Raw genomic sequence first — 21751 nt, forward strand, 5'->3', positions numbered from 1 at the left:
CGGTGCTCGGCCAAATCTACCCCCCTCATCTGGCGTACCCAATGAAGACCCTGCTGTCCGTCGCTCTGATCCTGGTCTGTCCCACCGTCGAGGCGATCGCCCAGTCCACACTCACGGGCTACGTCGCCGTGGCAAGGCGTTCCGGCCAGCGCTACGCAGAGCTGCCGAGCGAGACGCTCAGCAGCATTGGGCAGGCTTACGAGTTTCAGAAGCGACTGAGCGACACGGAGCAGCAGTGGTTCGGCCCAAAGGTCGGATGGAAAGTCGGCTACGCCAGCACCGCGGCCCAGCAGCAGTTCGGCGTCGATTCTCCGGCGCGCGGGCCGTTGTTCTTGTCGCAGCAGGTGCAGAGCGGATCAACGATTCCGGCCGACGATTTTGTCGAGATTATGCTGGAGACAGAGGTCGCGTTCACCCTCGGCAAGACGATCAATGCGCCGGTCAAGGATGTCGCGGAGCTCAAGTCGTACGTCCGGTTCGTGCACCCGGCCTTCGACGGCAGCGACTACCGGTTCGAGGCAGACGCCGCGCCGACGCCCGTAGACATGATCGCGACCGACCTCGGCTCGCACCGCTTCGTGCTGGGCCCCGGCGTCGACCCCAGCAAGGTCGACGTAGACAACCTTCGCCTCAAGTTGATACGCAACGGCGAAACCCTCCGCGAGAGCCCCTCGTCTGAGGTAATGGGCAGCCCCTGGAACTCGCTCCTGTGGTGCGTGAACAGCGACCTTGAACTTCAGAGGCGGTACAGAAGCAGCCAACCGCAGAATGGCATCCCCGCCGGCACGGTCATCCTCACCGGCACCGCCGACAAGGCGTACAAGGTGACCGGCGACGCCATCCGCGGCGAGTACGTGGCCGACTGCGGCGAGCTGGGGCAGGCGCGGATGACCATCGAGTAGCCAGCAACCGGCGGTCTTGTTTCAGTCTCCGCCTACTGGTTCGCCCCGCGCATCGCTGTCGGCTCGGCCGAGTTCCAGCGGCTGCTTAAACGTGAGCGTGCGGTACGGGAACGGGATCTCGATGCCCGCCTCGTGGAGCGAGCGCTTCACGGCCGCCACTACTTGGTCGCGTGAGCGTCGCACCTCGGTCGGCGTCGGCCCGGTCCACCAGGTCACCTCGAAGTTGATGCTGCTGCTGGCGAACTCCTGGGCGAAGACCTCAATCGGTCGGCGGTCGTCGATGCTGTCGCAGGCCGCGACCGCTTGCTCGATGACCGCACGCGCGGCGTCTACGTCCTCGCCGTAGGCCACGCCGCAGATCACGGTGACGCGTCGGTGGGGCCGGTCGGTCAGCACGTTCACCGGCTGCTTAAGCAGTGCGGCGTTGGGAAGGATCACCAACTCGCCGTCGACCTGGCGGATGAGGGTCATCCGCACGGTGATCTGGTCGACCCGCCCCACGATGTCTCCCAAGCGGATGTAGTCTCCCGGGTCGAACGGGAACCGCCACAAGATCAGCACCCCCGCCAGGAAGTTCTCGACGATGTCCTTGAACGCGAACCCGAGCGCCACCGAGCCGATCCCCAGCCCGGCGAGCGCCTTGGTGGGCGTCATGCCGGGGAACACCACCACCGCGGTCACCAGCAGCCCGATCACCCAGACGGCCGTGACCCCCAGCTCGCGGAGCAGGTCCTTGAACCCGCGTTTGCCCCGCTGGCGCTCCAGCACCCGCCGGGCGACGGAGGCAAACAGGTTGGCCGCCGCCCAGGTGGCTGCCAGCACCACCACGCCGGCGACCAGCAGCGGCGCGTGGGCGACAAAGTCGCTAGAAATACCGACCACGTTCTCAACGGCGGCATCGAGCGAGGGTTCCTTGTTGGGCGCGTCGGCCATGCCGCTCCTGGGGTCAAAACGGTCGGTGTGGCCGCGAAACGCGCAGTTTTCGGGGCCGGATCGTCCGGTGTGAGACCTCCGCAACCGCCGTGCCGCTACCTCAGAGCGAACCAGTAACGTATCCTTAGAGTCCCGTCTGTCGCCGAGCAGTCTTGGCCCAAGCACTCCCCCTTTCTCCGCCGCAATCGCCCGTTATGTCCGCTCCCCGCACGCTTTTTGAGAAAATCTGGGACAACCACGTCGTCCTCAACGAACAGGGGCGGCAGACGATCCTCTACATCGATCTGCACCTGGTGCACGAAGTGACCAGCCCCCAGGCGTTCGAGGGGTTGCGGCTTGCCGGCCGCACGGTCCGCCGGCCCGCGAAGACCATCGCCACGGCCGACCACAACGTCCCCACCAGCGACCGCCGGCTGCCCATCGCCGACCCGATCTCCAAACAGCAGATCGACACGCTGCGGGCCAACTGCAAGGAGTTTGGGGTCACCTACTACGACCTCGGCGACCCGCGGCAAGGGATCGTGCACGTCATCGGCCCCGAGCTGGGTTACACGCAGCCCGGCATGACCATCGTCTGCGGCGACAGCCACACCAGCACGCACGGCGCGTTTGGCGCGCTGGCGTTCGGCATCGGCACCAGCGAGGTAGAGCACGTGCTGGCCACGCAGACGCTGCTGCAGTCGAGGCCCAAGACGCTTGAGCTGCGCGTCGACGGCAAGCTCGGCAACGGCGTCACGGCCAAGGACATGATCTTGTACCTGATCGGTCAGCTCACCACCTCAGGCGGCACCGGCTACTGCATCGAGTACACGGGCGACGTGGTCCGCGGGCTCTCGATGGAAAACCGCATGACCATCTGCAACATGTCCATCGAGGCGGGCGCGCGGGCCGGCATGATCGCCCCCGACGAGACGACGTTCGCCTACCTCAAGGGGCGGCCCTTCGCGCCCGAGGGCGCGGCGTGGGACAAGGCGCTGGCCGAGTGGCGCAAGCTGCCGACCGATGCGGGGGCGACGTACGACAAGTCGCTCAAGTTCGCCGGCGCCGACATCGCCCCGCAAGTGAGCTGGGGCACCAACCCTGGCCAGGTGGCCAGCGTCACCGGCGCGGTCCCTAAGCCGAGCGATTTTTCCGACCCCACCGACCAGAAGACCACCGCCCAGTCGCTGGAGTACATGGGCATCCAGGGGGGCCAGCCGATCACCGAGCTGAAGCTCGACCGCGTGTTCATCGGCAGTTGCACCAATGGCCGGATCGAAGACCTCCGCGCCGCCGCCGCCGTGGCCAAGGGGAAACACGTCTCTAGTCACGTCAGCGCGATGGTGGTCCCCGGCAGCGGCCAAGTGAAGGAGCAGGCCGAGGCCGAGGGCCTGGACGTGATCTTCAAGGAGGCCGGCTTCGACTGGCGCGAAGCGGGCTGCAGCATGTGCCTGGCGATGAACCCGGACAAGCTCGAGCCGGGCGAGCGCTGCGCCTCGACCTCAAACCGCAACTTCGAGGGCCGCCAAGGCCGCGGCGGGCGGACCCACCTGGTAAGCCCCGCGATGGCGGCCGCGGCCGCGGTGGCGGGGCATTTTGTCGATGTGCGTGAGTGGGAACCCTCTAGCTAGGAAAGAACCATGCTTGCAAACGCCCAATCGTTGAGCGGCCTGGGGGACCACATCACCATCGTCCCAGGAGGAGAGGCGCCGTGCGCCGCGATCCCTACCGCCGCGCTACAGAGTCACGATGCATTTCGAGACTGGGCGACATCGCCTTTGTTTCCCGAGCAAGTGGTGGTCACATACCTCAACGGCGAAGTGTGCATCGACATGAGTCCGGACAATCTTGACACGCACAATCTGCTTAAAGGGAAGGTGTTTCGAGTTCTTGACGAACTGGTTGAGCGAGAGGACCTCGGTGTGTTATTTGCCGACGGGTGCCTACTGTCCAACGCATTCGCCAAGCTCACCACAGTTCCCGACGCGTTGTTTGCCTCTCACGAGTCACTGGAATCAGAGCTAGTACGCCCCACCGCAAGCAAGGCACAGCCGGGATCCCACGTTGAACTCAACGGTTCGCCGGATTGGGTGCTAGAGGTGGTTAGTGCCTCCTCCGTCCATAAGGACAACCAAACCCTGCGTGACGGCTATTACCGGGCCGGCGTGAAGGAGTACTGGATCATTGATGGTCGAGATGACGACCTCAGTTTCGTCATGCTGGTCCGCGGCCCGAACTCCTTCGTTCCCGTTGCGGCTGAGGGCGGCTTTCTCAGCTCGCCGACTTTCAATGCGAGGTTTGCTCTCACACGTCGCCGCGACCGGCATGGATTCTGGCAATACAGCCTCTCGACTCAGTAATGCATTTAGGAAGACTTGCAGTCTCATGAACCCCTTCACCACCCACACCGGCCTGGTCGTCTCTCTCGACCGCGCCAACGTAGACACCGACCAGATCATCCCCAAGCAGTTCCTCAAGCGTATCGAGCGCACCGGGTTCGGCGAGTTCTTGTTCTGGGACTGGCGCCGGAACGAAGACGGCTCTGAGAACCCCGACTTCGAGCTCAACCGCCCGTCCGCCAAGGGCGCCAGCGTGCTGCTGGCCAGGCGCAACTTCGGCTCGGGTTCGAGCCGCGAGCACGCCCCTTGGGCGCTCGAGGACTACGGCTTCCGTGTGGTCGTGGCGCCCAGCTTTGCCGACATCTTCTACAACAACTGTTTCAAGAACGGCATGCTGCCGATCGTGCTCAGCGAAACGCAAGTCGATGACTTGTTCGATCGCGCCGAGCGGCACGCGCCGTACCACCTGACGGCCGACCTCGACAAGCAGCGGCTCACCGACGAGCACGGGCTCGACATCCCGTTCGAGGTCGATCCCATCCGCCGGCACTCGCTGCTCAACGGGCTGGACGACATCGGCATGACGCTCGCCCACGCCGACAAGATCTCCGCCTACGAGGCGGCCCACGGGGTGGCGTAGCCGGCAGGCAGATGGGTTTGTTCCGCTTGGGGCGTCTCTTGCAGGAGGGTAGCGATGCGATGGCCGGCCGGCGCGTTCTTGCTGTTGCTGCACGGCGTCTGGCTGGCGTCAGCGACGCTGGCCCCCCAAACGCTGGCCGCCGAGCCTCACAGCGCGATGCCGGGCGTCGCCGTGTCGACCGCGCTCCGCGGGCTTGATCGGCCGATCGGGGTCGCCGCGCGCCCTACCGCCGAGGGCGCCGGCCCGAACGTGCTGCTGATGGACGCCGAGGGGGTCGCGCGACTGACGACGGAGGGCCCGAGGCGGCTGATCGGGGCGCTGCCAGAGGGCTACGCCGCCGCGCCGGGTTGCTTGTTGCTGATCGACGCCGACTCGCTGATCGTGGGCGTATCGTCAACCGACGAGGGCGCCGCGGCCGGCCCGGCGCTGCTGGTGTACGACCTGCCGGCGGAGCCAGGCGCCGGCGACGTGAAGCCGGCCCAGACGATCGCGATCCCGGGCGCATCGACCGCCGCGGCGCCGTCGGCGCTCGCCGAGAACGGCCGCTACCTGTTCGTCGCGACATCCGGCGGTGTGGTGGCGCGGGCCAGGTACAGCTCGGGAGGGGTGGGCGCGTTGGCGCCGCTGCTTGCGCTCGGCGAGCCCGGCGCGCGGTCGGCCGGGTTCAGCAACCAGGGCTACCTCGTGCTCGGCCTCGTGGGCGAAGCGGGCGTCGACCTGTCGTTCCGGCGCCCCATGGGAACCTCGCCGGACGAAGCGCTGCGCGTCGCGACAGGCCTCGAAGAGGTGAGCGGCATGGCCTACGGGCTGGCCGGGCGTCCGAGCGATCGGCAGCTCTACGTGCTCAACCCACGCAGCGCCGAGCAGGGGGGGGGCGTCTACCGCATCGACGCGAACCAACAGAGCGGCAAGATGGGGTGCGACGCCGTGCTGGCGGCGGCCATCGACCGCCCGACGTCGCTGGCCTTTGCCGGCGAGAACGTGCTGTACGTGACCGCGCTCGGCGAGGAGGACGGCGGCGGCGTGTTGCTGCGGATCGAGGGGGAGCTCTGACCCCCTCGGCAGGCGTCACGGGGTGCTTGGGTCGTCGTCCTGGTTGGCGTTGTGGATCGCTACCGGGATCGCGACGGCCGTTCCGACGATGCCGGCCACGGCCAGCGGATGGGCCAGCACTTTCTTGGCGCCGCGTAGGAAGCGGTTCGTGTGCGGCGGGGAGTACTGCCCCAGCACCGCGTCGCCGGTCGGCACGATCAACACGCTGCTGAGGGCGTTGGGGGGCGCCGTTTCGGGCGTCCAGACGCGGCAGGCCTGCACCGTGTCCCCTTGCTGCAGGCAGTAGACGCCGGGCGTTACCCCCTGGAACCCGAAGGCGCCGTCGGCGTTGGACGTGGCGGCGACCGAGCGGCCGAACGAGTCGTGCAGCAGCACGCGCGACTCGGCCCGGGCGACGCCCTGGGCGCTTGTGACCTGGCCGGTCAGGGCAGCCGGCTCGCCGAGCACGACGTCGAGCACCGTTGCCGGCGCGGGGACAAGCGGCAGGCGGACCGGTTGTGGCGGCCCCTCGGCCAGGCCGCTGCCGGGCGCCAGGGCGGCCAAGGCAGAGAACAGGAGAACGCGGGTGCGCGTCGGTGTGTGTCGGCCGGCCATGGCGTATTCCTTTGCGGAACGGGTTCTCGGAATCCTTTCGGGGGCGGGAGGATAGCCGACAACGCCTGGCGCCAAAAGAGCAACCCCCGCGGGCCGGGTTCGGCTCGCGGGGGTTGCGGCAGGTTGGACTGGTCGGGCGACGGCTACGGGGTGCCCGGGGTGTTGACGGGATCGTCGTCGTCGGCCAGGGCCAACGGGATGGCGATCGCGGCCGCCACGCCTGCTGCCACCAGCAGCGGGTGGCTCTTCATCCAGCCGAGCGCGCCGCTGGCGCCGCCGCCGGTACCGCCGGGCGGGCAGCCGCAGGGATCGCAGCCGCCGCACTGACCGCTGATGATCTCGTCACCGGTGACGATGAGCGCCCCGTTGTTGGCGGTGGGGGGCGCAGCGCCCGCGTCCCACAGCCGGTAGGTTACTTGTCCGCCGCCGGCCACAACATCGTACTGGCCCGAGCGGAGGCCCTGAGCGGCGAACACGCCGCGGGCGTCGGTGGTGCAGCTCACGACTTCCTTGCCGGCGAAGCGGACGGAGACGCCGGCTTCGGCAAGCGGCGCGCCGTGGGCGTCGACCACCTGGCCGACAAACACGCCTCCGGCGCGGAGCGCAACGTCGGAAACGACGACGGCTTGATGGCTGGCGACCGGCGCCGGCGCCGCTAGCGCCGCCTGCGGGATCATCATGCCGCCCAAGGCGAGCGCGATGGCGAGCTTATGGATGAACGTTACTTTCATGCTGGTTCCCCTTCGTCTGCTGTGTAACTACGGCCGGGTGAAGCCGTAGCGAGTTTGTGCGATCCAACGAGCGTCCGCCCCGAGCCGCCGGCATCCTGTCCCTTCGGTTGCATCGGCGCGCGCTAGCAGACCGCTGCAGAAAACCGCGCCCAATCCAGCGGTTTTGGCGGAACGCTGCGCTGCGCGCCGTGCTGGCTTACGCAACCGTCGCGGTTTAACGCCGCCCGGCCTTTCTAGCGGAGCTGCACCCGCTCGGAGGCCGTCTGGCTCTGGGGCCAGTAGCGGAAGTGGCGCGCGAACCGGCCTTGCAGGTCGGGCACGCGGCTGGCGAGCCGCGCGGACAGCCGGCCCGGCGGCTCGCCCCGGCGGATCGAGGCGATGAACCCCCACAACGCTTCGGAGGCCTCGGGGGGGCCGTGCAGCATGAAGTGCGTCCACGCCCAGGCCGAGCGGTACTCCTCGGCCGACATCTCTTCGAGCTTCGTGTTGGCTTCGAGCTGCGCCACCGAGTGGACACGGCCCAGCGACAGCTCGCGGCAGATGGCCGCCGCGTGGGGGTGCCCGAAGGCCCGGTCTGTTTCCTGGGGCTCGAAGTACTCGGCCAGCCCCTCATCCAGCCACAGCGGCAGCATCGCCAGGTCGGCGTGCAGCAGCGCGTGCGTGCACTCGTGGCGGAGGTCGACCGCCAGCTCGGGCTGGCGGTACGCGAACACTACCGCGGCCGCCCCCTGCTTCACGTACAACGCGCGGCGGTACGGCAGCCCCGGGAACCGCGCCGCGAGCACCGCGCGGTGCTGGTCCTCGTCCGCGGCCAGCATCACGGTCACCGGCGCGTTGCACGGGCGGGTCGCCAGCACGCGTCGGATCTCGCGCTCAAGCGCCGGCAGCTCGGCCAGCATCGGCTCGTACTGCGACAGGTCGAACTCGGCGGCGATGGCGAACGGCCCCACCTGGCGTTGGTCGATCCACCGCCCGGCGGGCTCGGCCGCCAGGGCGCCCAGCGCCGCGCCCCACGCCGCGAGCAGAACAACGCATCGGCCTAGCCGGCTTTGGCGAAGAAGCGCCAAGCGGACCTCCGGGGCGTGTTGGTGGAGACCACGCCCGAAGGAACCTCGCGTCCCTCCGCGACCAGTCTGGGGAACTCGCAGCACCACTGCAGCGCGGCGTCTTCGCCGGCCAGCTCGCACGCCCGAGCGAAGGCCGCTTGAATCTTCGGCCTGCGCGACTTCGATCCGTGCGCGTCGGTCGCCAGGAAGTGCACCAGACCCCTGCGGGCCATCTGCTCGGCCAGCGCGCGGCTCGCCGCGCCGAAGTGCCCGGTGAGGCTCCCGGCGGTCACCTGCATCAAGCAGCCGCCGGCCACCAGAGGCTCGAGCAGCGACGGCCGGCTGAGGATCCCTTGGTTGCGTTCGGGGTGGGAGAGGATGCCGGTGATGCCCTTGGCTTCCAGCGCGCCCAGCAGCGGCTCCAGCGGGAAGTAGACCTCGTGCGGCAGCTCCAGCAGCACGTGCCGGCCGTGCCCGCCGAGGGTCTCGACCTCGTCGGCCGCGATCCTTTCCGGAAGGTTGTTGTCGATCCGCACGTCGGCGCCCGGCAGCACGCGGAGCGGGATGTTGGCGCTATCGAGCAGCTCCTGCAGTTCCGTCACCGCCGCGCCCACGCGCTGCTTCGTGTTGCGGGCGAACTGGCCGAGTTGGTGCGGGGTGCAGATGACGGTGTCGAAGCCCTCGTCCACGGCGATCTGGGCCATCGCCAGCGACTCGTTTGCGTCGCTGGCCCCGTCGTCGATGCCGGGGACCATATGACAGTGAATATCAACGAACGGCGCATCCATTGCGGAGCCTGTGGGGCGGGGGGGTCACGGTTGGGGGGCGGCCAGAATAGCAACGCCCGCCACCCCGTCAAGGCCGCTGCGCGGCCGGGGTGTGTTCGCTTCGCGAACGGGGCTGGGGGCTCGCCGCTTCGCGGCTGGTCGCTGCGCGACCGGGGCTGGGGACGCGCAAGCGGATTTGGAGACCGCTTGCGCGTGGCGGCTAAGATAGGATCGCGACGGTGAGACTTTAGCACTGCAAGCAGACCCCAACATCCGCTTGCGCGTCCCCCAGCCCCGTCCGCCGTCAGGCGGACAGCCGCGAAGCGGCGAGCCCCCAGCCCCGTTCGCGAAGCGAACACACCCCGGCCACGCAGCGGCCCGCCGAGATCGCTAGCAGCGTCTCACTCTCGGACGCTAGTCTCATTCTGGGACGCTTGTGGTTCGGGGGATAGAGGTACGGGCCGCCGATCAAGGGCGTGTTTCTCGGGAGTTTATCTCAAGTCGCAAATCCCGGGGGCATCGGTACAGGCTTTGCTCCTTTATTGCCGGCGGAGAAGGCCGACGTGCTGTCGGTTTGCCGGAACAGGAACTCAACCGAGGTAGCAAGATGCTGGTATTAAGTCGCAAGGCAGGCGAGAAGATTCAGATCGGCGACGGGATCACGCTCGAGGTGCGGCGTGTAGCGGGCAACCGCGTCACGCTGGCGATCGAGGCCCCCAAGGACGTCCGCATCCTGCGTGGCGAGTTGGAGAAAGTGGTCGCCCAGTTTAACGAGCCGGAGCCGACCGTCCGCACGGTCCCCCCCGTGCCCCGCTCCGACTCCCGCTTCGGCGTGAACGGCCGCGGCTTGGCCGGGGCGGTTGCTAGCGCCCGGATGCGCGGACTGCGGATCGGCTGATCGCGTCGGCGCTTGCGGGCGCCGGCGCCCCGCTGCGCGCCGATGAGGTGCGCAGCGTCCCTGGGGCCGATCTTAACGCGTCGATCTAGACGTACCCCGGGCCATCCGATACGGTCCCGCCTCACTCCGGGCAAAGGATTGCCCGGCTACACCGTCCCCCGAGCGGGGGCGCTACTGCGCAAGGACCGCACAGTTGGGTTCCGCTACGTCATCATCGCAGGGTTGGCTCGCGCGGCTGGGCGACCTAGTGCTGCCGGTCGCCATCATCGCCAGCGTGCTGGTGATCCTGGTGCCGCTCCCCTCGCCGGTGATGGACATCCTGCTGGCGGGCAACATCGCGGTGAGCGTGCTGGTGTTGCTTACCACCATCTACGTCCGCACCCCGCTTGAGTTCAGCGTCTTCCCATCGATCCTGCTGGCCACCACGCTGGCGCGGCTGGTGCTGAACGTCGCTACCACGCGGCTGATCCTCACCCGGGCCAAGAGCGACGGGCTCGAAGCCGCCGGCGGCGTCATCACGGCCTTCTCCGACTTCGTGGCCGGCGACGGCAAGATCGTGGTCGGGCTGATCATCTTTATCATCATCATCGTCATCCAGTTCGTGGTGATCACCAAGGGCGCCACGCGCATCAGCGAAGTCGCGGCCCGGTTCGCCTTGGACGGCATGCCCGGCAAGCAGATGGCGATCGACGCCGACCTGAACGCCGGCGTCATCGACGAGAAAGAAGCCACCCAACGCCGATCAGAAATCACCCAGCAGGCCGACTTCTTTGGCGCCATGGACGGCGCCAGCAAGTTTGTCCGCGGCGACGCCATCGCCGGCATCATCATCACGGTGATCAACATCATCGGCGGTTTGATCATCGGGGTCAGCCAGGAAGGGATGGCGGTCAGCGAGGCCGCGTCGCTCTTCACGCGGCTGACCATCGGCGACGGGCTGGTGAGCCAGGTGCCGGCCTTCTTGGTGTCGCTCGCGGCCGCGCTGCTGGTGACGCGCAGCACGCAGAAAGTGAACATGCCCAAGGAGTTCTTGGCGCAAATCTTCTCGCGGCCGCAGGCGCTGGCGGTCACCGGCGCGTTCCTGGGGGTGCTGATCTTCACCAGCCTGCCGCGGACCCCGCTGATCACGCTGGGCGCGGCGTGCCTGGGCCTGTCTCGCGTCATGACGCGTAAGGAGCAGCAGGCCGACCGGGACGAGGCCACCAAGACCAAAGCAGACGCGGCCAAGCCGACCGAGGAGCGGGTGGAGGACCACCTGGCGGTCGACCCGATGGAGATCGAGTTGGGGGTGGGGCTGATCCGCCTCGCCGACCCCTCTCGCGGCGGTGACCTGCTGGACCGCGTGGGACGCGTCCGGCAGAACGTGGCTGCGGAGATCGGGCTGATCATGCCCAAGGTGCGGATCCGCGACAACATGCGGCTCGCAGAGAACCAGTACCGCATCAAGATCGCCGACATGCCGATCGCCGTAGACACGGTCGAGCCCGCGCTGCTGATGGCGATCGACTCGGGGGTCACCACGGGCGAGATCGACGGGCTCCCGACCAAGGACCCGGCGTTCGGGGCCGACGCCAAGTGGATCAACCCCTCGCGCGCCGAGGAGGCCGAGCTGTTCGGGTACACGGTGGTCGAGCCCGGCGCGGTGCTGGCGACCCACCTGACCGAGGTGTGCCGGCGCCACGCAGACGAGATCCTCACCCGCGACGCCACGAAGCACCTGGTGGACGAGCTCAAGGCGACCTCACCAACGGTGGTGAGCGAGCTGATCCCCGACCTGATGCCGCTGGCCGGCGTGCAGGGGGTGCTGCAGGGGCTGCTGCGGGAGCAGGTGTCGATCCGCCAATTGGGGCTGATCCTGGAGACCCTGGGCGACCACGCGGCCAAGACCAAAGACCCGGTGATGCTGACCGAGTTCGTCCGCCACCGCCTGGCGCGGCAGATCTGCACGCGCTACCGCGACGCCGACGAACGCCTGCACGTGGTGGCGCTCGACCCGGCGCTCGAGGACGCCATCCGCGGCGGCTTCGACCACAACGAACGCGGCATCTTCTTGCGGATGGCGCCCCCCACGATCGAGGCGCTGTGCAAGAAGATAGGGGACGAGGTGCAGAAGCTGGTCACCCAGAACCACACCCCCATCGTGCTGGTGAACCCGCAGATCCGCCCCGCGCTCAAACAAATCACCGAGCCGCACCTGCCTCAACTGGTGGTGCTGAGCTTCAACGAAATCACACGCGACACGAACATCGTCACCCATGGACTGGTTGTTCAGTAATGGTCCGTGGTCCGTGGTCCGTGGTCCGTGGTCCGTCGTCCGTTGCACGCGCAAGCGTCAAACCACTGACCACTGACCACTGACCACTGACCACTGACCACTGACCACTGACCACTGACCACTGACAACTGACAACTGACAACTGACAACTGACAACTGACAACTGACAACTGACAACTGACAACTATGTCGTCCATCCACACCTTTCGAGCCAAGACCCTGCGTGAGGCGCTCGACGCCGTGCGGCGCCAGCTTGGCCCCGACGCCGCGGTGCTCGACGCGCGGGAGCGCGGAGTGGGCCTGATGGGGCGGCTGATGGGGACCCGTTGTGTCGAGGTCACGGCGGCCGAGCGCCGCGAGCTCACCCCGCCGCCCGAGCAGCGCGAGCTCGACTACCGCGGCCGGTTCCAGGACCAGCTCCGCGAGCGTTACGCCCCCCCAGCCGATCCCGGCGACGTGCAGCGGACCCAGCAGCAGGCCCTCGGCAGGCTTCTTGAGCGGCTTGGGCCGGAGTTCGGCCGCGAGCGGGCCCAAGCGTTGTTGGACGGCTTCCCGCCCCCCCCGGACGATCAGTTCGACGCGCGGCTCGAGGCCTGGGCCGCCCAGCGTCTGGCCGATCGCCTCGAGGTGACCGGCCCGATCGAGCCGGGCTCCGGCCGGCCCCGGGTGGTGGCGCTCGTCGGCCCGACCGGCGTCGGGAAAACGACCACCATCGCCAAGCTGGCCGCGGGCTACCGGTTGCGGCAGCACCGCCGGGTGGGGCTGGTGACGGTTGACACTTACCGCGTAGCCGCGGTGGATCAGTTGCGTGCGTACGCAGAAATCATCGACCTGCCGATGGAGGTGGTCTCCACCCCCCGGCAGATGATAGCGGCCATCGGCGGCATGCGGGGGCTCGACCTGGTGCTCATCGACACCGCCGGCCAGAGCCCACGCGACGCCGCCCGCCTGGCCGACCTCCGCGGCGTGCTCGACGCCGCCGAGGCCGACCAGACGCACCTGGTGCTCAGCGCCACCTCGAGCGTGCTGGGCGCCAAGGCGGTGCACAAGGCGTTCGCCCCCACAGGCTTCGACGCGATCCTGTGGACCAAGCTAGACGAATCGTCGTGCATGTCGGCCGTCGCGGCGCTGGCGCTCGACGGTGCGGCGCCGGTCAGCTACGTCACCGACGGCCAGGGCGTTCCGGATGATATCAGCGTTGCGGCGCCCGAGGCGCTGGCGACGCGTGTGCTGGAGGCGCGCCCGTTTTGACCACACCCTCCCGCTCACCTGACCGAGATCAGGCGGATCGGCTCCGCGCGCTTGTCGCGGAACGCCGCGCGCCGCGCAGCCCGGAATCGGCCGCCCCCGTCTTGTTCGCCGGCGCCAAGGGGGGCGTGGGGGTCACGTCCCTTTGTTGGCGGGCGGCTCAGTCGCTAGCGGGCGCCGGCACGCCGGTGCTGGCGGTCGACGCGTCGCTCGATCGTCCCGACCTGACGGTCGCGGCCGGCGCCAGCCGCGGCAGCGGGCCCGACCTGTCGGACGTCTTCGCACTGCGTTCGACCTTGGCAGAGACTTCTATCCTCGTGGCGCCCGGCGCCCGGGTCGCGCCTGGGCAGTGGGGGCCCGAGTCTCCGCCGGTCTCCCTAGAACAGACGCAGACGCTGGCCACGCAGCTAGCGCAGCACGACCAGGGCCTGACGCTGCTGGACGCCGGCGCAGGGCTCCGGCCGCTGCTGCTGCCGTTGTGGCGGTCGGCGGGGCTGGTGCTGCTGGTCACCACGCCCGACGAGCTATCGGTGCTCAATGCCTACGCGACGCTGAAGCTGGCCCAGTCGCGCGGCGTGTGCGACGCGGCGGCGCTGCTGGTCAACCGCTGCTACGACCAGCAAGAGGCCGACGCCACGCACGACCGTCTGGCGGCGGCCTGCGGCCGCCACCTCGGCTTCGAGCCCCCGCTGGCGGGCTGGATCGCGGAGCTCCCCCGGGGCTCGCTGCGCAGCCCCGCCGCCGCGGCCGCTGGCAGCCGGCTGGCCACCTACGTGCGCTACGCGCTGCGTCCGGCGGGCCGCGCGGCCGCCTGAACCTTGTTTTTTCTGAGAACTCCTCAAGCCCACGTGCCCCCTTTGACGATCCATCACGACATCCCATCGGCGCGCCCACGGGCGTCAAGATGGAACGGTTGCTTCGACTTTAACGGCACGCCGAGGGCTTTCGATGGCTCGCGCATACGCCCGCACCCTGGGCACGTTGGGCATGGCGGTCACGCTTCTGCGTGCCGCGGCGTCCGGCGCCGGGGTCGAAGAGGCCATGACGCAAGCCCTGGCGGCGCTGGCTGGATTGGCTGCGGTAGGACTGGTGGTGGGCTGGATCGCTCAGGCCACGATCGACGAGTCCGTGCGGCAGAGACTAGAAGCCGAGCTAGCTGAGACGCAACCAGCGACGTAAACGGATACAAAACCCCCGGGACGGAACCCGGGAACTCCGCGCGGCGGGCCTGGCCCTACCGCGCGGGTGTTGGCATCACGGAGGATTGAATGACGACGACCGTTGCCCCGACGCCTGTTGCTTCCACCACTGCCAGCCCCACGGATACGCCGCCAACGGCGAAAGAAATACGCGAAGCCGCCATCGCCGGCGTGTGGCTTCAGTTCCGCGAGGCGCCGAGCCAGCCTCTGCGCAACAAACTCGTTGAGCACTACCTGCCGCTCGTCAAGTACAACGGCGAACGCATCTGGAGCCGGCTGCCGGACGGCGTCGACCTCGACGACCTGATCTCGGCCGGCGTGTTCGGCCTGATGGACGCCATCAACGCGTTCGACCACAACCGCGGCGTTAAGTTCGAAACCTACTGCGTGCCGCGTATCCGCGGCGCCATGCTCGACGAGCTCCGCAGCATGGACTGGGTGCCCCGTTTGGTGCGCTCCAAGGCCAGCAAACTGAACGAGGGCGTCAAGCAGCTCGAGGCCAGGCACGGCCGCTCCCCGACCGAGATCGAGCTGGCCGAGCACATGGGCCTCAGCCGGCAAGAGCTCGAGAAGATGATGAGCGAGGCGAACGCCGTGGGCCTCATCAGCCTGAACAAGAAGTGGTACGAGACCGACAGCTACAAGGACGTCCGCGAGATCGACATCCTCGAGGACAAGAAGGGCGAGGATCCAACCCGCCGGGTGCAGAAGTCGGACCTGATGAAGCTGGTCACTAAGGGCCTCAACCGCAACGAGCGGCTCATCATCATCCTCTACTACTACGAGGAACTGACGATGAAGGAGATCGGCGCCACGCTCGATCTGTCGGAGAGCCGCGTCAGCCAGATGCACTCGGCCATTGTGTCGCGGCTGCAAAACCAGCTCGGCCGCCGGCGGCCTGAGTTCGGCGCCGCCTAGCCACAGCGCACGGCGAGCCGTCGGCGTCAGCCGCCGGAGTGATGCTCCGATGGACGTTCCAACGCGACGCACTCCGCCGGCCGACGCCGGCGGCTCGCAGTTTCTTACGCAAAACGAAGAACGGCCGGCGCAAGCCGGCCGTTTTTTGTTGTACTGCGGCCGTGTTCGAGCGGATAGAATTAGGGGTGTTCAAGCAGCAGAGTAGCCTAAGGAAAGTCACCACGGACTCACCGAGGGCGCTGAGAAGCGACGGATTTCGCCCACGAATCTCACGAATTAGACGGATGCGGCTGATGGGTGAGCTCGAAGCCGGCCGGTAGTCGTCACTCTTCGATTCGGACGTGTCCGATCGATTCGTGGGCAACGTCTCCGTCCGTCTCCGTGCTCTCCGTGACTCTGTGGTTAAATCTTGCATGCACTCCCCCAAACGCACTTTCGCCCCGTAGTTCAACCGGAGAATCAGGCGTGACGACCGATCAGTTTTTCGATCGCTTGTGGCTCGACTACACGTCGATGACCCCGCAGGCGCAGCAGATCCGCAACGCGTTCGAGCAGCGCGGGGAGAAGATCGTCAACGATCACGTCGCCTTCCGCACGCTGGCGCTCGAGCCGATCGGCATCGGCCGGCTCGAGCCCCACCTGTTGAATCTGGGCTACAAGCGTTTCGAGCCGTATCGGTTCGAAGAGAAGAAGCTGAGCGCTTGGGGGTACCTCCCCCCGGACCCCGGGCTGCCGCGCGTGTTCTTGTCGGAGCTGCTAGTGGACGAGCTCTCGCCGGCGGCCGCGGCCATCTTGCGGCGCATCGCGTCGGAGGTAGACGCCGGGCGCGTCGAGTCGCCGGAGGTGTTCTGGGCCGGCCGGCTCTGGCCGGCCGTGAGCTGGGAAGAGTACCAGACCCTCGCCGCCGAAAGCGAATACGCGGCCTGGTTCGCGGCGATTGGCGTCCGCCCCAACCACTTCACGATCAGCGTGAATCACCTCCACGGCATGGACCAGGTAGAGCAGGTGCTGCAAGTAGTCGAGGGGCTTGGGCTGCCGGTGAACACCTCGGGCGGGCGGGTGAAGGGTTCGCCGCAGGTGCTGCTCGAACAGGCCTCGACGCTGGCCGACGAGGTCGAGCTGGAGTTCGCCGGCGGCGTCAAACGCACCGTGCCGTCGTGCTACTACGAGTTCGCGAAGCGGTACCCCGACCCCCATGGCAAGTTGTTCCAGGGGTTCGTTGCGGCCAGCGCGGACAAGATCTTCGAATCGACCGACGCAAAGCGTGGGTGAAGTAGCCGTTCGGGATCGATTTTTCCGCTGCGCCGGGGGCGGGGACGCCCCGGCTCGCACGCGGCTCGCTTTGCGAGCCGGGGCGTCCCCGCCCCCGGCGCCCCTCCAACCATCCCCTCCCTCCGTAACCCCCCGCTATGGCCGAAAAACTCCCCGTCCTGATCCTTGGCGCCGGCAAGATCGGCGGCGCCATCGCGCGGCTGCTGCACATGCACGGCGGCTACCGCGTGCGTGTGGGCGACCTGCATCAGGAAGCGCTCGACTACCTCGCCAAGCAGACCCCGGTTGAAACGGTTCAGCTCGACGTAACCGACGCGGCCGCGCTCAAGCGGCATATGGCGGGCCAAGCGGCGGTCGTCTCGGCCTGCTCGTACGACCAGAACGTGGCGATCGCCGAGGCGGCCCTCGCCACCGGCGCCAGCTACTTCGACCTGACCGAAGACGTGGCTACCACCGTGGCCGTGCGAGCGATCGCGGCCGAGGCCAAGGCGGGTCAGGTGTTTACTCCGCAGTGCGGCCTGGCGCCCGGGTTCATCGGCATCTTGGCGCACGACCTGTGCGAGCGGTTCGAGCGGCTCGACCGCGTCAAGATGCGTGTCGGCGCCCTGCCGCTCTACCCGACCAACATGCTCAAGTACAACCTCACCTGGAGCACCGATGGGCTGGTGAACGAGTACTGCAACCCCTGCGAAGCGATCCGCTCCGGCGAGCGTGTCGACCTCCAGCCGCTCGAGGGCCTCGAGCGGTTCGCCCTGGACGGCGTCAGCTACGAGGCGTTCAACACCTCCGGCGGGCTGGGGACGCTCTGCGAGACCCTGGCGGGCCGCGTGGTCGACCTCGACTACAAGACCGTCCGCTACACGGGCCACCGCTACCTGATGATGTTCCTGCTGCAGGGGCTGCGGCTGAGCGAGCAACGCGAACTCGTAAAGCGGCTGCTCGAAGAAGCCATCCCCTGCACCAACCAAGACGTGGTGCTCGCCTTCTGCACCGCCACCGGATGGCGCGACGGCCGCTACGAGCAAATCGCCGACGCCCGCAAGGTGTACCACGGCGACATCCACGGCCTCCCGTCGAGCTCGATCCAGATCACCACCGCCACCAGCATGTGCGCGATGGTCGACCTGTGGCGTGAGGGCAAGTTCCCCAAGCAGGGATTCGTCCGCCAGGAAGACGTCCGCCTGGCCGACTTCCTCGCGAACCCGTTCGGCAAGCCCTACGCCAACGCCCAATCGGTACGAGAGCCCATCGCCCCCGACGACCGCACCGGGCCATTGCTGTGATGGCGTAAGCGTTCAACCGCGAAGGGCGCCAAGGCGCACCGCGCAGTCAAGCCAACGGCGCAGGAGTCGCAGAATCGCGACTTGTTCCGCTTGGCTGCCTTTCTCCCATTGTCTTCCCTTCGTGCGTCTTCGTGTACTTTGTGGTAAATCTTTCCTTGGCGCTCGTGGCGTCCTTGGCGGTTCCCTTCCCTCCCAAGAGACCAGATCATGCCGCTGCCAGATGCTGTATTGCCCTCGCTGCTGCATGGGGCGTTTCCCGGGGTGATGATCGGCGACAAGGCGATCGTCGGCCACGGGCATCGGTTTGAACCCCGCAGCCCCATCGACGGCCAGCCCACCGCCCAGGTAGGGGCCGCCGGCCTTGACGACCTGGACCACGCGATCGACGCGGCCGACGACGCCCACGCGAGCTGGCGGACCGTGCCGGCGCCGCGCCGGGGGGAGCTGGTGCGGCGGGTGGGCGACCTGGTGCGCCGCCACAAGGCGGAGCTGGCCGAGCTGATCACCCTGGAAGCGGGCAAGATCCCTGCCGAATCGGCCGGCGAGGTGCAAGAGTGGATCGACATGTGCGACTTCGCGGTCGGGGTGTCGCGGCAACTGCACGGGCTCACGATCGCCAGCGAGCGCCCGGAGCACCAGCTCCTGGAACAGTGGCGCCCGCTGGGCGCCATCGGCGTGATTAGCGCGTTCAATTTCCCGGCCGCGGTGTGGGCCTGGAACGCCATGCTGGGCCTGGTGTGCGGCGACTCGATCGTGTGGAAGCCGAGCGAGCAGACGCCGCTGATCGCGCTGGCGTGCCACGAGATGGTGCGCCGCGCCGCGGCCGGCTTCGACGAGGCGCCCTCGGCGATTTCGTGCGTTGTGATCGGCGGCGCCGACATCGGCGCTGCGCTGGCCGCAGACGAGCGGCTGCCGTTGATCTCGGCGACCGGCTCGGTCGCCATGGGCCGCAAGGTAGCCGTGACGGTCGGCGAGCGGCTGGGGCGTTCGCTGCTGGAACTCGGCGGCAACAACGCGATGATCGTCACCCCCTCGGCCGACCTCGAGATGGCCATCCGGGCGATCGTTTTCTCGGCGGTCGGGACCTGCGGGCAGCGTTGCACGTCGCTGAGGCGGCTGTTCGTGCACCGCAGCATCGCGGACAAGCTGGTCGGGCGGTTGGAGCAGGCCTACGCGTCGCTGTCGATTGGCGACCCCCGCACGCCGGGGGTGCTGGTGGGGCCGCTGGTGAACGAGCCGGCTTACGAGCGGATGCAGGCGAGCCTGCGTGCAGCGGTCGCTCAAGGGGGAAAGGTAGTGTGCGGCGGCGAACGCCTGACCGCCGGGGCGCCTAGCGGCGTGTACGTGCAGCCGGCGATCGTGCGCATGCCGGAACAGACGCCGATCTTGCAAGAAGAGACCTTCGCCCCGCTGCTGTACGTGGTTGAGTACGACGAGCTGGAAGAAGCGATCGAGCTGCAGAACGACGTGCCCCAGGGGCTATCGTCGGCCATCTTTACCAGCGACGTCCGCGAGGCGGGCCGGTTCACCGGGCCGGCGGGCTCCGACTGCGGCATCTCGAATGTCAACATCGGCACCTCGGGCGCCGAGATCGGCGGCGCGTTCGGCGGCGAGAAGGACACCGGCGGGGGCCGGGAGTCGGGCTCCGACTCGTGGAAGCAGTACATGCGGCGCGCCACCACCACGATCAACTATGGCTCGACGCTGCCGCTGGCGCAAGGGATCAAGTTCGGAGAGTGAGGCCGCTACTCGGCCCGGGTTGGGGTTCAAGACCTCCGCGGACTGGTCCGCACGCTGCTCAACCCCCCGTCGACCGAGAAGACCTGCCCGGTGATCCAGTTGTTGCTGGGATCCAGCAGCCAGACGACCAGCGACGCCACGTCAGCCGGTTCACCCAACCGGCCGAGCGCGTGAAGGTCTTCCGAGGCCTTGGCCGCGGTGTCGCGGGACCAGATCTGCTCGGTCATCGGCGTCTTCACCAAGCCGGGCGCTACCGCGTTCACCCGGATATTGCTGCTGGCGTACGTTGCAGCGGCCGAGAGTGTTAGGCCCGCGACGCCCGCTTTTGCCGCGGCGATCGCCTCGTGATTGGGCAGCCCTAGCCGAGCTGCCGCCGAGGAGAAGAGCACCACGGACCCGCCCGTTTTGCGCATCGTCTTGGCCGCTGCGCGGACAGCCGCGAACGCCGTGGTGAGGTTGGTCGACAGCGTTTGCTCCCACTCTTCCGCAGAGGTCAGGTGAGCCGGTTTGAGCAGAAGCGATCCTGCGCAGTTGATGATTCCGTCGAGTCGGCCGAACCTTTCGGCCGCGCCCGATGCACAGGCCTCTACGGCGTCCAGGTTGGTGGAGTCCAGTTGTTCGGATTCGCAGGAGATCGACCGGGCAAGCGCTTCTAGGGGCGCCACCGATCGCCCGGCCAGGAGAATCTGCGCGCCGGCGGTCGTCAGCCGCTTGGCGACCTCTGAGCCGATGCCGCCGGCGCCCCCGATGATCAAGTAGGCCGCGTTGTCAAATGCCATCTCCGCTCCCGAGGCTCGTCCCATCGAACTGTTCCAACAACTGATGCGCCGCGGCGATCCCCGACAGGAACGCCCCTTCTACCCGGGGCCCGCCGCACCAATCGCCGCAGGCGACCAGCGAGCCTTCCGCCGATTCAAGCACACGCGAAGGGAGCGCCGGATCGGGCAGGGCGTACCGCCAGCGGTGAGCGGTCCAAGACCCGATCGCCGAGGCCGGCAGGTCCATCCTCTCCAAGAACTCCGAAACCAGCACGTTGCCCGCCTGCTCCTGCGATTCATCCACATGTTCGTCGGACCAAACGCCGAGGGCGTGCAGCACCCAGCTCTCCATGGCGGGCCTGCCGGGCTTTGAGTTGTCTCGCGCCGCCCAGGCCAGCGGCCCGCCATTAATGAACAGCCCGTCAAATTCGATCGGCAGCAGATCGGGGCAGGCCGCCATTACCGCCCAGCAGGACCGCATCTTGGCGCGGCGAGCGCTTTCGGCCATCTCGGGCGCCGAGGTCTCGAGCAGCAGGGCGGCTTGCGGCGCCGGCACTGCGATGACCACGGCATCGAACTCGCCCCGATCGTCGCCGAGGTCGTCCCGAAGCGTCCACTGCATCTCGCGACGAGAGATTGATGCGATCCGTACGCCAAACGCAACCCCAAGCCGCTCCCTCATCAGCTTGCACACCGCGTTCATGCTGGGGACCCCCACATAGCGAGGCTTCGGCGCGGAAGCGGCCGCGGCGGCCAGCCCCTGGCCTGGGGCGATCGACCCGATTATCCCCTCCCACGTCTCGACAACTCCGGCCCGCTCCCACGCAGAGACCGCCCGAGCAAACGTCTCGTCTTCGACCGTGAAATACTGGGCGCCGTGATCGAACTGGCGACCGTCGGCCGCTCGGCGGGTGCTCATCCTCCCACCCGGTCCCCGCCCTTTGTCTAAGACGCACACCGAGTGTCCCGCATCAGCCAACGCAGCGGCCGCGGTCAACCCAGACAACCCTGCTCCGATCACGCCAATTCTTGCCATGGCTGTTTCCTTCTCCTAGCGACGCGGGCGCCCACACTATACCCGCCGCAGCGAAAACGCCACGTCGGAACACCTCGGTCCCGCGGAACCGGCTGTGTACCATCCGGGGCCTATCGGTTAAACCGAAGGGGCACGCGCCG

21 protein-coding genes are annotated in these 21751 nt (G+C 67.9%); 14 read left to right on the forward strand and 7 right to left on the reverse strand.

All coding sequences use genetic code 11. The features are described from left to right. Positions 1-41: 41 nt before the first annotated feature. A complete protein-coding gene (locus Pla175_RS05190) occupies positions 42-902 on the forward strand; it encodes a 2-keto-4-pentenoate hydratase (RefSeq protein WP_145281779.1) in 861 nt (286 codons plus the stop codon). 21 nt (positions 903-923) lie between these two features. On the opposite strand, the gene Pla175_RS05195 is transcribed toward Pla175_RS05190, so the two are convergent. After that, positions 924-1835 (reverse strand): mechanosensitive ion channel family protein, encoded by a 912-nt coding sequence (locus tag Pla175_RS05195; protein ID WP_145281781.1) that lies wholly within the window; start codon positions 1833-1835, stop codon positions 924-926. A gap of 194 nt (positions 1836-2029) precedes the next feature. Here Pla175_RS05195 and leuC point away from each other — a divergent pair, with 194 nt between their 5' ends. The 4 genes from leuC to Pla175_RS05215 are packed head-to-tail and all read left to right on the forward strand — an operon-like array spanning position 2030 to position 5846. Continuing rightward, entirely contained in the window at positions 2030-3445 is a 1416-nt protein-coding gene (gene leuC, locus Pla175_RS05200; RefSeq protein WP_145281784.1) for a 3-isopropylmalate dehydratase large subunit, read from the forward strand. 9 nt (positions 3446-3454) lie between these two features. Continuing rightward, on the forward strand, positions 3455-4174 hold the full coding sequence (locus Pla175_RS05205) for a Uma2 family endonuclease (protein ID WP_145281786.1): 720 nt from the start codon (positions 3455-3457) through the stop codon (positions 4172-4174). 25 nt (positions 4175-4199) lie between these two features. Next, positions 4200-4793, forward strand: a complete 594-nt coding sequence (gene leuD / locus Pla175_RS05210) for a 3-isopropylmalate dehydratase small subunit (RefSeq protein ID WP_145281788.1) — start codon at positions 4200-4202, stop codon at positions 4791-4793. Positions 4794-4847: 54 nt separating this feature from the next. Further along, complete coding sequence (locus Pla175_RS05215; protein WP_197527277.1) at positions 4848-5846, forward strand: hypothetical protein; 999 nt, start codon at positions 4848-4850, stop codon at positions 5844-5846. Positions 5847-5861: 15 nt separating this feature from the next. Here the strand turns inward: Pla175_RS05215 and Pla175_RS05220 are convergent, their stop codons facing one another. The 4 genes from Pla175_RS05220 to Pla175_RS05235 all read right to left on the reverse strand — a co-directional run bounded on the left by Pla175_RS05220 (position 5862) and on the right by Pla175_RS05235 (position 9005). Beyond that, positions 5862-6440 (reverse strand): carboxypeptidase-like regulatory domain-containing protein, encoded by a 579-nt coding sequence (locus Pla175_RS05220; protein ID WP_145281792.1) that lies wholly within the window; start codon positions 6438-6440, stop codon positions 5862-5864. A gap of 143 nt (positions 6441-6583) precedes the next feature. Next, positions 6584-7171: a carboxypeptidase-like regulatory domain-containing protein gene (locus Pla175_RS05225; RefSeq protein WP_145281794.1), complete on the reverse strand. Its 588-nt coding sequence runs from the start codon at positions 7169-7171 to the stop codon at positions 6584-6586. Between the two features lie 233 nt (positions 7172-7404). Beyond that, a complete protein-coding gene (locus Pla175_RS05230; RefSeq protein ID WP_145281796.1) occupies positions 7405-8238 on the reverse strand; it encodes a DUF1570 domain-containing protein in 834 nt (277 codons plus the stop codon). After that, on the reverse strand, positions 8211-9005 hold the full coding sequence (locus tag Pla175_RS05235) for a tyrosine-protein phosphatase (RefSeq protein WP_145281798.1): 795 nt from the start codon (positions 9003-9005) through the stop codon (positions 8211-8213). Before Pla175_RS05235 ends, Pla175_RS05230 begins: the two co-directional genes overlap by 28 nt. Positions 9006-9591: 586 nt before the next feature. On the opposite strand from Pla175_RS05235, the gene Pla175_RS05240 reads away from it, so the two are divergent. The 9 genes from Pla175_RS05240 to amaB all read left to right on the forward strand — a co-directional run bounded on the left by Pla175_RS05240 (position 9592) and on the right by amaB (position 19817). Continuing rightward, the gene (locus Pla175_RS05240) at positions 9592-9882 is read left to right on the forward strand and encodes a carbon storage regulator (protein WP_145281800.1); all 291 of its coding nucleotides are present in this window, start codon (positions 9592-9594) and stop codon (positions 9880-9882) included. Between the two features lie 193 nt (positions 9883-10075). Then, positions 10076-12157: a flagellar biosynthesis protein FlhA gene (gene flhA, locus Pla175_RS05245; RefSeq protein ID WP_231954200.1), complete on the forward strand. Its 2082-nt coding sequence runs from the start codon at positions 10076-10078 to the stop codon at positions 12155-12157. A 186-nt stretch (positions 12158-12343) separates the two neighbouring features. Then, positions 12344-13408 carry a flagellar biosynthesis protein FlhF gene (locus tag Pla175_RS05255; RefSeq protein WP_197527278.1) on the forward strand — a complete coding sequence of 355 codons (1065 nt, stop codon included), beginning with the start codon at positions 12344-12346 and terminating at the stop codon, positions 13406-13408. Further along, positions 13405-14220, forward strand: a complete 816-nt coding sequence (locus tag Pla175_RS05260; protein WP_145281804.1) for a MinD/ParA family ATP-binding protein — start codon at positions 13405-13407, stop codon at positions 14218-14220. The genes Pla175_RS05255 and Pla175_RS05260 overlap by 4 nt, the downstream gene beginning before the upstream one ends. A gap of 133 nt (positions 14221-14353) precedes the next feature. Beyond that, positions 14354-14584 carry a hypothetical protein gene (locus tag Pla175_RS05265; protein ID WP_145281806.1) on the forward strand — a complete coding sequence of 77 codons (231 nt, stop codon included), beginning with the start codon at positions 14354-14356 and terminating at the stop codon, positions 14582-14584. 89 nt (positions 14585-14673) lie between these two features. After that, entirely contained in the window at positions 14674-15522 is an 849-nt protein-coding gene (locus Pla175_RS05270; protein ID WP_145281809.1) for a FliA/WhiG family RNA polymerase sigma factor, read from the forward strand. 465 nt (positions 15523-15987) lie between these two features. After that, positions 15988-16794, forward strand: coding sequence for a DUF1338 domain-containing protein (locus tag Pla175_RS05275; protein ID WP_145281810.1), 807 nt, complete (start codon positions 15988-15990; stop codon positions 16792-16794). A 137-nt stretch (positions 16795-16931) separates the two neighbouring features. Further along, on the forward strand, positions 16932-18077 hold the full coding sequence (locus tag Pla175_RS05280; RefSeq protein ID WP_145281812.1) for a saccharopine dehydrogenase family protein: 1146 nt from the start codon (positions 16932-16934) through the stop codon (positions 18075-18077). Between the two features lie 207 nt (positions 18078-18284). Beyond that, positions 18285-19817 carry an L-piperidine-6-carboxylate dehydrogenase gene (gene amaB / locus Pla175_RS05285; protein WP_145281814.1) on the forward strand — a complete coding sequence of 511 codons (1533 nt, stop codon included), beginning with the start codon at positions 18285-18287 and terminating at the stop codon, positions 19815-19817. Positions 19818-19843: 26 nt separating this feature from the next. Here the strand turns inward: amaB and Pla175_RS05290 are convergent, their stop codons facing one another. Both Pla175_RS05290 and Pla175_RS05295 read right to left on the reverse strand, forming a co-directional pair. After that, the gene (locus Pla175_RS05290; protein ID WP_145281816.1) at positions 19844-20596 is read right to left on the reverse strand and encodes an SDR family NAD(P)-dependent oxidoreductase; all 753 of its coding nucleotides are present in this window, start codon (positions 20594-20596) and stop codon (positions 19844-19846) included. Further along, positions 20586-21611, reverse strand: coding sequence for an NAD(P)/FAD-dependent oxidoreductase (locus tag Pla175_RS05295; RefSeq protein ID WP_145281817.1), 1026 nt, complete (start codon positions 21609-21611; stop codon positions 20586-20588). The genes Pla175_RS05290 and Pla175_RS05295 overlap by 11 nt, the downstream gene beginning before the upstream one ends. Positions 21612-21751: the final 140 nt, after the last annotated feature.

This window comes from Pirellulimonas nuda (genome assembly GCF_007750855.1).
GTDB classification, from domain to species: Bacteria; Planctomycetota; Planctomycetia; order Pirellulales; family Lacipirellulaceae; genus Pirellulimonas; species Pirellulimonas nuda.

What these genes read in the sequence shown, in the direction of transcription:
- Pla175_RS05190 (WP_145281779.1), top strand. Translation starts at nt 42, where the DNA reads ATGAAGACCCTGCTGTCCGTCGCTCTGATCCTGGTCTGTCCCACCGTC.
- Pla175_RS05195 (WP_145281781.1), bottom strand. Translation starts at nt 1,835, where the DNA reads ATGGCCGACGCGCCCAACAAGGAACCCTCGCTCGATGCCGCCGTTGAG.
- leuC (WP_145281784.1), top strand. Translation starts at nt 2,030, where the DNA reads ATGTCCGCTCCCCGCACGCTTTTTGAGAAAATCTGGGACAACCACGTC.
- Pla175_RS05205 (WP_145281786.1), top strand. Translation starts at nt 3,455, where the DNA reads ATGCTTGCAAACGCCCAATCGTTGAGCGGCCTGGGGGACCACATCACC.
- leuD (WP_145281788.1), top strand. Translation starts at nt 4,200, where the DNA reads ATGAACCCCTTCACCACCCACACCGGCCTGGTCGTCTCTCTCGACCGC.
- Pla175_RS05215 (WP_197527277.1), top strand. Translation starts at nt 4,848, where the DNA reads ATGCGATGGCCGGCCGGCGCGTTCTTGCTGTTGCTGCACGGCGTCTGG.
- Pla175_RS05220 (WP_145281792.1), bottom strand. Translation starts at nt 6,440, where the DNA reads ATGGCCGGCCGACACACACCGACGCGCACCCGCGTTCTCCTGTTCTCT.
- Pla175_RS05225 (WP_145281794.1), bottom strand. Translation starts at nt 7,171, where the DNA reads ATGAAAGTAACGTTCATCCATAAGCTCGCCATCGCGCTCGCCTTGGGC.
- Pla175_RS05235 (WP_145281798.1), bottom strand. Translation starts at nt 9,005, where the DNA reads ATGGATGCGCCGTTCGTTGATATTCACTGTCATATGGTCCCCGGCATC.
- Pla175_RS05240 (WP_145281800.1), top strand. Translation starts at nt 9,592, where the DNA reads ATGCTGGTATTAAGTCGCAAGGCAGGCGAGAAGATTCAGATCGGCGAC.
- Pla175_RS05255 (WP_197527278.1), top strand. Translation starts at nt 12,344, where the DNA reads ATGTCGTCCATCCACACCTTTCGAGCCAAGACCCTGCGTGAGGCGCTC.
- Pla175_RS05265 (WP_145281806.1), top strand. Translation starts at nt 14,354, where the DNA reads ATGGCTCGCGCATACGCCCGCACCCTGGGCACGTTGGGCATGGCGGTC.
- Pla175_RS05270 (WP_145281809.1), top strand. Translation starts at nt 14,674, where the DNA reads ATGACGACGACCGTTGCCCCGACGCCTGTTGCTTCCACCACTGCCAGC.
- Pla175_RS05280 (WP_145281812.1), top strand. Translation starts at nt 16,932, where the DNA reads ATGGCCGAAAAACTCCCCGTCCTGATCCTTGGCGCCGGCAAGATCGGC.
- amaB (WP_145281814.1), top strand. Translation starts at nt 18,285, where the DNA reads ATGCCGCTGCCAGATGCTGTATTGCCCTCGCTGCTGCATGGGGCGTTT.
- Pla175_RS05290 (WP_145281816.1), bottom strand. Translation starts at nt 20,596, where the DNA reads ATGGCATTTGACAACGCGGCCTACTTGATCATCGGGGGCGCCGGCGGC.
- Pla175_RS05295 (WP_145281817.1), bottom strand. Translation starts at nt 21,611, where the DNA reads ATGGCAAGAATTGGCGTGATCGGAGCAGGGTTGTCTGGGTTGACCGCG.